This is a genomic window from Chryseobacterium sp. 27AL, from assembly GCF_057815395.1.
On sequence record NZ_JBYRIW010000001.1, the window covers coordinates 343512 to 355659 of the forward strand.

General features: G+C 37.8%; 8 protein-coding genes. 3 read left to right on the top strand and 5 right to left on the bottom strand.

Annotated elements, in window-relative coordinates; all coding sequences use genetic code 11:
* The first annotated feature begins 22 nt into the window (after nt 1–22).
* Both gntA and AC3WV0_RS01535 read left to right on the top strand, forming a co-directional pair.
* Nucleotides 23–709 (top strand): guanitoxin biosynthesis heme-dependent pre-guanitoxin N-hydroxylase GntA, encoded by a 687-nt coding sequence (gene gntA, locus AC3WV0_RS01530; protein WP_488843343.1) that lies wholly within the window; start codon nt 23–25, stop codon nt 707–709.
* Complete coding sequence (locus AC3WV0_RS01535; RefSeq protein WP_488843345.1) at nt 709–1287, top strand: DUF1989 domain-containing protein; 579 nt, start codon at nt 709–711, stop codon at nt 1285–1287. The genes gntA and AC3WV0_RS01535 overlap by 1 nt, the downstream gene beginning before the upstream one ends.
* 408 nt (nt 1288–1695) lie before the next feature.
* On the opposite strand, the gene AC3WV0_RS01540 is transcribed toward AC3WV0_RS01535, so the two are convergent.
* Complete coding sequence (locus AC3WV0_RS01540; RefSeq protein ID WP_488843347.1) at nt 1696–2589, bottom strand: SDR family oxidoreductase; 894 nt, start codon at nt 2587–2589, stop codon at nt 1696–1698.
* A 132-nt stretch (nt 2590–2721) separates the two neighbouring features.
* Between AC3WV0_RS01540 and AC3WV0_RS01545 the strand changes: the two genes are divergently transcribed.
* Nucleotides 2722–3309: a Crp/Fnr family transcriptional regulator gene (locus AC3WV0_RS01545; protein WP_488843349.1), complete on the top strand. Its 588-nt coding sequence runs from the start codon at nt 2722–2724 to the stop codon at nt 3307–3309.
* Between the two features lie 234 nt (nt 3310–3543).
* Here AC3WV0_RS01545 and AC3WV0_RS01550 read toward each other — a convergent pair whose 3' ends face one another.
* The 4 genes from AC3WV0_RS01550 to AC3WV0_RS01565 all read right to left on the bottom strand — a co-directional run bounded on the left by AC3WV0_RS01550 (nt 3544) and on the right by AC3WV0_RS01565 (nt 12137).
* Nucleotides 3544–8358 (bottom strand): DNA repair ATPase, encoded by a 4815-nt coding sequence (locus AC3WV0_RS01550; RefSeq protein ID WP_488843351.1) that lies wholly within the window; start codon nt 8356–8358, stop codon nt 3544–3546.
* Between the two features lie 305 nt (nt 8359–8663).
* A complete protein-coding gene (locus AC3WV0_RS01555) occupies nt 8664–10673 on the bottom strand; it encodes a flotillin family protein (protein ID WP_488843353.1) in 2010 nt (669 codons plus the stop codon).
* Between the two features lie 113 nt (nt 10674–10786).
* Nucleotides 10787–11434 (bottom strand): hypothetical protein, encoded by a 648-nt coding sequence (locus AC3WV0_RS01560; protein WP_488843354.1) that lies wholly within the window; start codon nt 11432–11434, stop codon nt 10787–10789.
* 1 nt (nt 11435) lies between these two features.
* Nucleotides 11436–12137, bottom strand: coding sequence for a PspA/IM30 family protein (locus AC3WV0_RS01565; RefSeq protein WP_488843356.1), 702 nt, complete (start codon nt 12135–12137; stop codon nt 11436–11438).
* Nucleotides 12138–12148 lie beyond the last annotated feature (11 nt).

Consider the following 12148-nt stretch of genomic DNA (forward strand, 5'->3'; position numbering starts at 1 on the left):
CATGCTTTGCGTATTTTAAGGTATGACACCAACCAACAATTCACAAAATACAGAGCGTGCCTTGGAAGTAAGAGATGCTTTCAGGTCATTTATCGATGACAAGTTATTTCCTTGTGTAGCAGCTAAGGCTGCGCTTACAAGAGATCAGATGCATATTTTTGTTGCCGGCCATTTGGCCTGTCCAAAAGATGATCAGGATATACTTGATTTTATTTATAAATTTATTGATGAGTATAGAGCGGCAGATAACGATTTTCACACCGTATGTGTGGTTTTCCCCGAAACACACCCGGTCAGTGAGGAGACTTTTGACCGGCTTCTTTGGGAAAGACTGCAGGCATTGTCTGATTTAGATGCACAGAATTATCCTTATGATTCCCGTGTAGATTCAAATCCTTCATCACCACAGTTCAGTTTCAGTCTGAAAGAAGAGGCTTTTTTTATTATTGGCCTTTTCCCGGGAAGTAGCAGAGACGCAAGAAAGTTCCGTTATCCGGCTATAGTTTTTAATCCGCATGAGCAATTTGAAGAATTGAGATCGTTAAAGAGATATGATAAGATGAAAAATATTGTACGTAAAAGGGATATTGCACTTAGCGGTTCCATTAATCCGATGCTTCGTGATTTTGGTGATGATTCAGAAGTGTATCAGTACAGTGGTATGAGATATGATAAAAATTGGGAATGTCCTTATAAATATAAAAATTAATGAATACAATACCACCACGAAGCGGCACTGCATTTATCCTAAGAAAAGGCGAAAAACTTAAAATTACCGATATTAAAGGAGAGCAGGTTTCAGATTTTATATGCTTTAATCTGAACGATACAAGAGAATATCTCTCATCCGGAAGAACTATTGATTATGCAGAAACCATATTTCTTACCAAAGGAAATCCTTTCTACTCAAACAGAAGTAATGTTATGTTTAACATTATAGAAGATACCGTAGGCCGTCATGACTTTCTGCTGACTCCCTGTAGTGCCGATACGTTCCGCATTATATACGGCGATCAGCATCCTCACCGCGGCTGTTTTGGTAATCTTTGTGAAGCGCTGAAACCATTTGGTATTGAACCTGATACTATTCCTATATGCTTTAATGTTTTCATGCATGTAGCCGTTGACGGTGAGAGTGGCAAAATAAGTGTACTTCCTCCAAAAAGTACAGCTGGAGACTATATCATAATTGAGGCAGAAATGGATCTTATTGTAGGTATGACAGCTTGTTCAGCGGAAATGTCTAATAATTATGCTTTCAAACCCATAGGCTACTCCATCATTTGATTCAGATACAATAATACTTAATTCAAACTTTACAAATGTAAAATACTGCAATTATAAAAATATTTTGTGCCGATTTGAATATACTTACAGATCATCTGAAATAGCAACTCATGAGGAAATGATGTACCTGAAATGAAGCTTTTCAGCAGTATTCAATAGCCGCATTATGCAACTCCAGATTTTGGCGGAGCATCTCTAATAATTTAGTGCGTGCTGTTGTACCACAGAAGACCGCAGGTAATGCCTCCAATAAACAGAAACATTCGGACTTAAAGTCCCATAAGAATAAGTCGGGAGATCATAATGATAAACAATACAGTAATTATGAAAAATCCCGGCTTTTTGTTTGCTGGGATTTTAAATTATCTGATCTCATTTTCAATTCTTCGGCGGAAACTTTTCTGAATTTTAGAAGAAATACTGATTCAGTTCTTCTGCAAAACTTCTTTCAGAAGGTGCCCATCCTAATTTTTCTCGGGTCTGTAAGTTTGTTGCCGGACAATCTGCTCCAACAAAAAAAGTCATCCAGGTAAAATATTCCGGTGCTTTTTCCAGAGATATAGATTTTACAGGAATGTCAAGTTTTTCACCAATTAATTCTGCAAATTCTTTCATTGAGAGTTGTTTATCATTATTAACGGCATTATATCTCGCTCCTTTATCACCTTTTTCAAGTGCCAAACGAAATAGTTTTGCAGCATCTACACGATGAACAGAAGGCCAAACGTTTTTTCCCTCTCCAGTGTAAGCCGCAAATCCTTTAGCTTTCGCTAGCTCAGCAAGCATTACGCCAAAACCTCCTTTAAAACCCAATTCGGAATTTCCATAAACACTCGGGGCGAGACGAATGATAGATGCTTTAACGCCGGATTCTGATAAATCTACGAAAGCTTTTTCTGAGAATCTGATTGATTCTGCCGGTGCTTTACTTTCCTCTGTGATTTTTCCGTCGACAAGTGGAAGTCCTAAGGTTCCTCCTGTCACCACAATGGGTTTATCGGTTCCTTTCAACACTTCGCCCATTGCTTCAATGGCTTTCTGGTCTTTTAGCGCATTACTCTGATAATCTGAAAAATCGTGGATAAAGGCTGTATGAATAACGCCATCCGATTCTCTTGCTCCTTTTTGCAAAATCTCAAGATGATCCAAATCTCCCATTAAAACCTCTGCTCCTGCTTCTCTCACAGATTTTGCAGATTCTTCCGAACGCGCCAATCCGACTACCTGATGTCCGTTTGATAATAATTCTTTTACAACTGCTGAGCCTACAAATCCTGAAGCTCCTGTTACAAATACTTTCATATTCTTGAATTTTTGTTATAATTTCTGATACAAATTTAGCTGTGAATGAAGCCCGAAAACGAGGTCATTTGACACAATTTTTATGTTAATTCAATAAAAAGAATTAATTTTAGATATAATTCAGTTTTGAAAATGTCAGAGATTCTTAAAAATTACTTTCAGAAAATCCTTCCCGATTTCACGGATGAAAAGTTCAGTTTCATCCTGTATAAAAGTCAGCCAATAAAACTTCAGCGTAAAGAAATAATATGCCGGCAGGGTGATATTTGTAACTTGAAAATTTTTGTTGCCAGAGGACTTCTTCGAAATTATTCGGTCTCTGAAGATGGCAATGAGCATATTCTTCAGTTTGTGAATGAAATGTCATGGACAACTGATCCCGAAAGTTTCTACAATAAATCGCCTTCCAAACTCAACATCGAAGCAATGGAAGTGTCTGAAGTCTTCGCTTTCAATCTTGAAGATTTTGCTGAATTAAGAGAACAAATTCCTGAACTTAATATTTTTGTAGAGAACATCCTGACAAGAAAATCTATGGAAATTCATAAGCGGCTTTTGATGAATATCAGCAGCAGCCCAGAAGAAAAATACCTGGATTTCATCAACACTTATCCTGATATTTTCAATCGAGTTCCTCTGCATATGGTTGCTTCTTATCTGGGGCTTTCGAGGGAAACATTATCACGCGTACGAAGAAATATTCTGAAAACTGTGATTTAAATTATTACAATCAAACAAAAAAGAGTTTCAAGTCACGAAACAAAAACCCTTGAAAAGGATCAAAAGAAATTCTTCTGTTTTATGCCGGTATCAAAACAAAAATGGCCCAATTTAGATAAATTCGAGCCATTTGCTATTGATAGAAGTTTTAAATATTCTTACTATATAATTTAAAATTCAAAAAATCGCGGATGATAATCCACAAGTGACCAGCTGCACAGATGCGCACTGGTATTAGGAGTTATTTCTCAGTACATCTTTAATTCCATCAAGCCCTTCACTGAACTGAGCCAGTAAAGCAATTACCTGTGTCATCCGGTCATTTTCGCCCAAGCCTTTTATGGTTTTGTTTTTAATGAACGTCTTCTTGATCTCTTGCCAACGCAAATTTTCATCTTCTGAAATGACATTCATTAATTCTTTTAACTTTAGCATATTTGCTTCAGCTCCGGTAGTTAAAGTCTGAGATTCGTTTTGATAGTGACTTAAAACTATCTGAGTGACTTCTTCCTCTTTCAGAATTGGCTGAATTTCGGAAATTAGCTTATTCATATTCCGGTAAGAACCCTGAAGTTTGAAAGCCGGCTCATTTCTATATTCATCTGACATGGCAGCGGAAGCAATGTACTGTTTATTAACTTTTAAAACAATATCTCTCACTCTCAGCGTATTTTCAAGCACTTTTCTGAAATCTGAAATTTCATTTGAACTGAAGTTGCCTGCCAAATCCACATTTGCAGAACCGGACCGGATGCTTTCGTACAGACGGTAAAGATTTTCCATTCCGGGCTGAGTCAGTCGGGTAAGATAATTGTTCGACATCAGAGCATTTTCGATTAAGCTTAAATCAAATAATTCTGTTTTGCTGCCTGAAATTTCTCCTAAATTATATGTATCGGATCGGTTCGCCAGCATATCAGGAATCCTGAATTTTTCACCACTTTCCGTGTATGGATTTCCTGCCATTACAAGACAAAAACGCTTTGATCTTAGATCATACGTTTTGCTCTCGCCATTGTAAATCCCTTCAATTTTTCTTTGTCCGTCTGCCAATGATATGAATTTCTGTAAAAACTCCGGGTTACAATGCTGAATATCATCAAGGTATAACATCACATTGTCACCCATTTCCAAAGCGAGGTTAAGTTTTTCAAGTTCCTGTTTTGCTCCGGCATTTTTCGCTTCATTCGGATCTGTGGAAACAATATCGTGACCGATTGAAGGACCGTTTATTTTCATGAAAACCAGCCCCATTCGGTCGGCCATGTATTCCATCAACGTTGTTTTTCCATAACCCGGTGGCGAAACCAGAAGCAGCATTCCCATTCTGTCGGTACGTTTGTCATTACCAACTGTTCCTAATTGCTTGGCCAGGTTAGCCCCGATCAATGGGAAATATACATCATTAATCAATTTGTTTCTCACAAAAGAACTTAAAACCTGAGACTTGAAAGTTTCGATTTTCAAAGCTTTTTTCTTGTCGCTTACCCATTTCGCCTTCATCTCCTGAAGCTGTTTGTATTCAGGAACTACGGTTTCATTAAAATAAAATAAACGAGAGGTAAATTCATAATAATTTAAAACATAATCAGCATCTTTTTCTAATGATTTTAATCCTTTTAAAACCGTTTCATAAGTGACATGAAGGATATTTTTAGCATCAAAATTCTGCGTTACAAAAAATACCGATGCTTCGTTTTTAATATCATCTTCAAAGTTCGATTCTGAATTAAATAAAAACGCGCTCAAAGCACTTTCAGCAATTGAAAAACAGGCTGCAGGATACTGTTTCAGCGCATTCAGCTGATCGATAAACTCTAAATCTTTTCCTTTTTCTTTTAAATCTTTTAAAAATAATTCATAAAGCATACCTGCTTTCTCCGAAACCAGAAACGTCGATTTGTTTTCCCTTTTCAGGTAAACAGCAGCATTCCGCTCATTTACTCCGGTAAATAGTTGGTTATTCTGAGCAAACGATTGTATTTCCTTAGACAATTCTTCATTGAGGTATTGAAAACCTTTGTCTGTTGTAAATGATGTTGAAATTAAATTTGCCGCTTCAAACTGCTTCTGATAATATTCTTTTCTTTCCTGATTCAAAAAATACCAAAACAGCTGCGCCAAAGCTCTTTCCTGCGGAGTAAACTGCATCAGTCCCAATTCATTATGCATCTGCTGGAGTTTTGAAACAATTGTCAGCGCATCTTCGTCATGAATACCTTTTACCAAACCTTCCCCAAAATGTTCTGTCATAAACTGCTGGATGGCGGTTCGGTTTTGCTCTTCAGTATTGATGTTTTTATTGTCTGAAAAAACATTCCATGCCAGATATTCAAAGCGTTTTACCGTAGAATTCTCTGAGATGTATTCCTGATTCCAGACTTCTTTATAATCTGAGATAGCTTCAAAATATAAAGGCTCATAAAATGCAGTTCCTGTAAGATGATAATAATACTGTGCATTTCTCATCACCAGCGTCAGGTCTAATTTCTGACGGTTGACTGCAAATTTATAATCGCCCAGAGCAATTATATGGTCTCCGTCAGCATAAATTTCTTTTTTGTCTTTCAGCTTTCGTACTGATTCCTGCTGAGAAGTTTTCAACAAAGTCTGGATTTCTTCCGCTTTTGCAGAATCTTCCATTTCTACGAGCTGTCTCGAAATATCACGAACTTTCTCAATCATTAAATCTGTAGCAAAATAGGCATTGATTTCATTTTCAGAATCAAATGACTCAGATTTTGCCTGAACCGATTTTAAAATCCGTTGTGCAGAATCATACAGACTTTGCGTACGCTTGTTTCTGGCTTCAGTCAGCTGAACCCTTTTATTTTGGAAATGTCCGTAAACTTCTTCTCTTTTTTCTTCAATTTTCAGGATAAATTCTTCAAAGTCAACAAACTTTGTTGCCATATCTTCCAGCTGGATGGAAAGTTTCGTAAGATAATCGTCACATTTTTCCGGGGTCTGAGACAATTCAAGGAAATTAATCACGGTCTGGTCGAACAAAGTCATCTGCGCCTGAAAATCGGCAGACAGTTCTTTCCCTGAAATTTCTCTTTTCCTTTTTGAAAGCTCTAACCGTTCCTGATTTAATCTCGCAAAAATCACCGAAATATTTTCAATGATCTGTGTTGACTGTGAGGTGTCTTCGATCTTTAAATTATTGACAATATCCACCAGAAGTTCAAGCTGTCCCGACAAATTATTGATTTCTTCCTCAATTGTTTTGGCATCAATTGCTTTCTGTAAATTGATGATGTTTTCAGAAATCTGCTGTGCTCTGTTTTGATAGGGGAGCAGCGCATCATCCTGAAGAAGGAAATTGACACACGCATTGGAGAGTTCTTCCGATCTTTCCGTTAAGGATTTGTCTAAAGAATCAAGAGTTGCAACATCCACATATTTTAAATCCCTTGCTCCCGTAATTTCTCCCCGCAAGGCCCTGATTCGGGAAAGCATGTCGATATAGTCTGTCAGTTGGGAATAGTTGATTCTTTTGGTATCATCTAAAATTTTTTCGCAGTAAGCTTTCAGCTTTTCGATCGCCTCGCCCGTATTTTTTTTCTGCTCAACAACTTTTTCATATTCATTGATGGCAGAATGTGCAATATTCCTGATTTCCTTTAAAGGCTGATCAAGATTTTCAACCTCATTGTCACCCAAAAAGTAATACGCATCCAGAATGGTTGTGGAAAGTTTAACAATATCGTCATACAGTCCGCTGTAAGAGTCTTTTTTGTTTAAAAGTGTAATAAGCTCCTGGCTTTCTGCCATCATTCTTACGATATCTTTATTTCCGATTTTATAAAGAAGTGTGCCTGATTTTTCTGTATTCGGCTGTAATTCTTTAGAATACGGTGTCTGCCAGATTTGTGCCAGATGATGTTTTGTCGTTTCTACACTTTCTCTTAAATAAATAAGTTTTCCTTCATTTAATAAAGAATATCCGCTGCAGCGAATCGGTGTTTCAATTGTCTGGCTAATAATATTGTATGAAATCAGCTGATAATTATTGGTTTTATCATCATAAAATACATACATGAAATTTTCGCCATTCGGTTCCTGAATGGTTTTCAGATAATGAAGCCTGTTGATATCCTGAGAGATTACCTTCAGACCTCCTGTCTGCAAAGCATAACCGTTCGAGAACAAAACACCCTGATTTTCGGGAAGCAAAACCGCTGAATGCTTCAAAGTGTCGACCCGAGAAACTGTTTTTTCCTTATGATTGTAAATGAAATATCTTTCTGCTTCCTGATAAGGTTTAATTTTAAATAAAACAAGATTATCAAGATCGCAGAAATGAATCTCCGCATCATCCAGATTCTGATCTTTGTGAATAACATCCTCGGAGTAAATCCCTTTTCCGGTATCTGTATTGTCTTCAATTTTTATGGTTATATCTCCGTGGATAGATTCTACAAAGACTTTATCAGCTAAGGAAACGTGCGGGAATTTTCCGCTTCGCTGCATGTCTCTGGTTGCTTTTGTCCATGCAAAGCCATGCTGAGGCGGATAGGAAACTTCCGAAGCGCTCCTTGAATCAATATAAGTCAGATGGTGATCTTTAATCAGCCATTTGAATGCTTTGATATCAGATGTGCTTTCAGAAAGCTGGAAAACCATATAGAGATAGTTTTCGGTAAAATGAAAGCGGACGAAAAAAGTATTTCTGTAGTACTTATACAGGTTTTTGAATTCTTCAATAAAAGTTGCATCCGAAATAAGATACGGATCCTGTGGCTCAAAACGGTTGTTATTAATTGTATAGATTGAAAAAACATCTGTGATATTAATTTCTGTCTGCAAGCCCAAATGCGCATTGGAACCGAAGATCAAAGTATTTTTCAGCGAAAAAATATCTTTGGCTACACAGTTGTGTTCCGTAGAAATCCTTTCGTTGGCGATGAGTGAAAAATCTACTCCGCCGAAAATTTCTTTACGGTTTTCGTTGAGCTGCTGAAGCTTCTGAATAAGGTTGTTTTTCTGCTCATTCAGACGGCTTTGTATGATTTCGTATGTCCCTGAATTTAATTGTTCTGACATAGGTTTTTTATTTTAAGTTGTTCTGTGGAATCTTTTTAATGTAAAGTCCCATAGATTTTTTTTAATGTTGTGAATTTTTTTTCTTTCGCAAAGGCATTAAACTTCGTCGACTCTTCGATTTCACCCAGCTAGGCTAATGCTATTTTACTTTTGGCTAAAGTCTAACGAATGAACCTGTTATAAATGGGGCCTTCTCAGCCAAGTTTAAGATGTCCGTTTATATTGGAAAACACCAGAAAAAAACTCCCAAAGTATCATTGGAAATCATACAATGAGAGTTTTGCAATATAGTTTTTGTTAAAATTTTATTTAATTGGTTTTTGGTCGATGCCTAAATTTCTTGCCATATCCATTGCTCTGTCGAGAAGTCCTTTTTCCTGTTGGTTTGCAACGCTGTTCAGTTTAAAAATAAGACTTGCGATGCTCATGTTTTTGATATCTTCGGAAGAGATGTTGTATTTATCAACCATTCCCATTACTTTCCCGATGATATTTTCGCCGTCGCCTAAAAGGTTTTCTTTAATCAATGTTGCATTTTCGCTGTGGCTGATAAATTTATCCAAGCCTTTACCTGCAGAAACCTGACGGATAACATTATCGAAGAATGTATTATCTCCGCCTACAATGTCAATTTTTGCAGACTTGAAGGCTTCTGCGAGAACGCCGGCCTGCGCTTGTGCAATATCTTTCTGAATAGCAATCTGTGCCAGCTCTACTTCTTTTTCTTTAGCCAGTGTCAGTCTGAATTCTTCATGATCTTTTCCTGCATCGTTCAGTTTCTTCATGGCTTCAGCTTTTTCGGTGATTCCGGCGGCTTCCGCCAATGCTTTTTCTTTGATGACTTCTGCCTGTGCAATTCCTTCTTTTTTAATAGCGTCTGCTTTTTTCTCAATAACAACCGCTTCTACAATTCCCTGTCTTTCTGCAGCATCTGCTTTTGCGTGAAGAACCTGAGCTTCGGATAAACCTACTGTTGCTTCTTCTTTTGCTTTTGCATCAGCAATGATTTTGCGGGCTTCAGCTTCTTTTTCGGCAGCATCTCTTTTAGCCTGAGCTTCGATCACATATTTCTGAGCGTCTTTTTCTGCTGCCAGTTTTCTGGCTTCTGCCGCTCTTGTTTCTTCGATCAGTTTCTTCTCAGCTTCCTGAGTGGCCAGGGTGATTTCTACCTGCTTATTTCGGTCGGCTGTTTTGAAGGCTTCAAGGTCCTTGATTCCCTGTTGTTCTTCCACAACGGTTTTTTCCATAGTCAGGCGCTCACGAATTGCATCCTGAATGTTTTTCTTTTCCAGTTCGATGGCTTTTTCTTTTTCAATCTGAGCAAGAGAAACAATTCTTTCTCTTTCGGTGGCTTCCAGCATTTTGTCTTTCTGTACTCTTTCGGTTTCCACCAAATCGGCACGTTCTTTATTCTTAGCGGCAATCACTACCTGTCTCAGCTTATTTTCTTCAGCGATCTGAAGTTTTTCTTCGGTTGCAATACGAACGGTTTCGTATTTCAAACGCTCTTCTTCATTTACTTTTAATATTTCGGCATTTTCGCGGGCTTTAATATTGGCAACTTCTCTTTTTTGAGATTCTTCTTTTTCAGCCAGTTGTTTTTCAAGTTCCAAAATCGCTTCACGGGCTTCAACATTCTGTTTTGTGATCGTTTTTTCCTCGTCTCTGCGAACCTGATTGGCTTTAATATTTTGTGTTGCCGTTAATTCAGTTATTTTCTTGATACCCTCAGAATCCAGAATATTGTCTTTGTCTAAGCTGTCGATGGAAGTCTGCTCCAGATAATCAATCGCACAGTCATCCAGAACATAGCCATTAAGGTCTGTTCCGATAATATCAAGGATTTCCTGACGGAACTCGCTTCTTGCTTCGTACAGTTCGATGAATTCAAATTTTTTACCTACCGTCTTCAGCGCTTCCGAAAATTTAGCTTCAAACAGTTCTCTTAAGGTATGGATATCCGAAGCTCTCTGGCAACCGATTGTCTGGGCAACATTCACAATATCATCAACAGATTTATTGACCCTGACAAAAAAAGCTACCTGAATGTCTGCCCGCATATTGTCTTTACAGATCAGGCCTGCTTTGCCTTCTCTGGCAATTTCCAATTTTTTCACGGAAATGTCCATAGATTCCATCCTGTGTATGATAGGAATTACAATTCCTGCATTAAAGAATACCTTTGTTCCTCCGTATCCGGTTCTGAGAATGACGATCCCCTGTACTGTTTTTTTGTACATAGACAGAATCCAGAATATTAATCCAACTGAAGCTACTACAGCAACAATTATCCCTGCAATTAGTGGTAAGTTCATAGTTTAAAGTTTAATTATTGAAATGTGTTTTTTTATATTAATTTTAATGCATAAAGCACAATGAGTATGTTCAGAATGGCTGATCACCATCAGAAAAGTAATCCTGATATTATTTAAAAGCGTATTTCGGTCGCTACATAGAAGTATTTTCTGTTCGGGTCCTCGTCTACAATAAATACCGTTTCTCCATATTCTATTTTCTCGCCGCCTTTGCTTTTTACCATCAGAGTCATCGGATCGCTGCCGATAAAAATTTCGAGAATACCTATTTTGTTTCCATGAATTGTAGATTTTAATCTTCCTGTACGGCCCAGAAAATCATGTGGCCTTTCTCCTTTGTGGTTAATTTCTCTGAAAAAAGGTTTCAAGGGCTTTAGCAGCAGCTTTGTTAAGAAGATGCTTCCCATAAACAGGGGAAAAACCAACAGCGCCGATACCCAAACCTGAAAGGAAGCAAATACTTCGAGGTAAAACGAACCCAGCCAGGTAAAGAAGAGCGAAATTGTCAGGAAATACGCAATCGGCACAATGTCAAGATCCAGAAATGTTAAGAACTGAATCCAGGGAGAAGGGTTTTCCGCCACATGAACCTGACCATCCGGGGTATCCATGTCCATATCCAGATCAGCATCAAAGCCTACATCAATATCTAAACCCGTGACAATAGTAAAAACCCAATAGAGAACAGCCAGAATCAGCAGTATGCTCAAAACGGTGTTCACCGGTGAAAAAGCTGTCTGCAAAAATTCCTCAAAAGTCATATTAGTCTTTTATATGTTTTTCTTTTAACTTTTGTAAAGCTTCTTCAGCCTGCCGGTCATTATTATTTATGACAGCATCAATTTCGTCATCAATGGTTTTTCCTGCACCTGAAATATCAGAGTACGCTTCTGCCAGTGCTTCCTGCTGTTCTGCTCTTTCTTTTAGTTTTTCGAGCATGCTCAATGTGCTCGTTGTGTCCATAAGGGTCATTTTTTTATTAATATCCCTGGTTGCTTCACTGATCTGAACTCTTGCTTTTAGGGTCTTGAGTTCATTTTCCCATTTCGATATGCCGGATTTCAGATTGTTGATGTTGGCCTGCATTTTTTCACATTCTTTATGCAGCTTTTCATGCTCTTTTTCAAGATGTAAAGCATTTTCCTGAGCGCTACTTTGCTTTTTCAGGGCTTCTTTTGCCAACCGGTCTGCTTCTGTCGTTTCAAGTTCTCTGTTTTCAGCTTTCTGGACTAAAATTACCGCTTTGTTGTAATAGTCATTCGCGGTCTGCTTTTCTTTTTCCGATTCGTTTTTCTTTCTTATGGAGAGGGCTTTCAGCTGGGCAAGAGCCTCCATGCTTTTGGCCAATTGGTCCTTCATTTCTCTGATTCCCTGTTCTGTCATATTAATGGGATCTTCAAAACCTTCGATCACTGAATGGATCTCGGCTTTTCCTATTTTGAATAATCTTGCAAAAATGTTCATGTTAAATTTAT

Excerpts from the sequence above, each read along its gene's own strand:
- gntA (WP_488843343.1), top strand. The coding sequence starts at position 23 with ATGACACCAACCAACAATTCACAAAATACAGAGCGTGCCTTGGAAGTA.
- AC3WV0_RS01550 (WP_488843351.1), bottom strand. The coding sequence starts at position 8,358 with ATGTCAGAACAATTAAATTCAGGGACATACGAAATCATACAAAGCCGT.
- AC3WV0_RS01555 (WP_488843353.1), bottom strand. The coding sequence starts at position 10,673 with ATGAACTTACCACTAATTGCAGGGATAATTGTTGCTGTAGTAGCTTCA.
- AC3WV0_RS01545 (WP_488843349.1), top strand. The coding sequence starts at position 2,722 with ATGTCAGAGATTCTTAAAAATTACTTTCAGAAAATCCTTCCCGATTTC.
- AC3WV0_RS01540 (WP_488843347.1), bottom strand. The coding sequence starts at position 2,589 with ATGAAAGTATTTGTAACAGGAGCTTCAGGATTTGTAGGCTCAGCAGTT.
- AC3WV0_RS01560 (WP_488843354.1), bottom strand. The coding sequence starts at position 11,434 with ATGACTTTTGAGGAATTTTTGCAGACAGCTTTTTCACCGGTGAACACC.
- AC3WV0_RS01565 (WP_488843356.1), bottom strand. The coding sequence starts at position 12,137 with ATGAACATTTTTGCAAGATTATTCAAAATAGGAAAAGCCGAGATCCAT.
- AC3WV0_RS01535 (WP_488843345.1), top strand. The coding sequence starts at position 709 with ATGAATACAATACCACCACGAAGCGGCACTGCATTTATCCTAAGAAAA.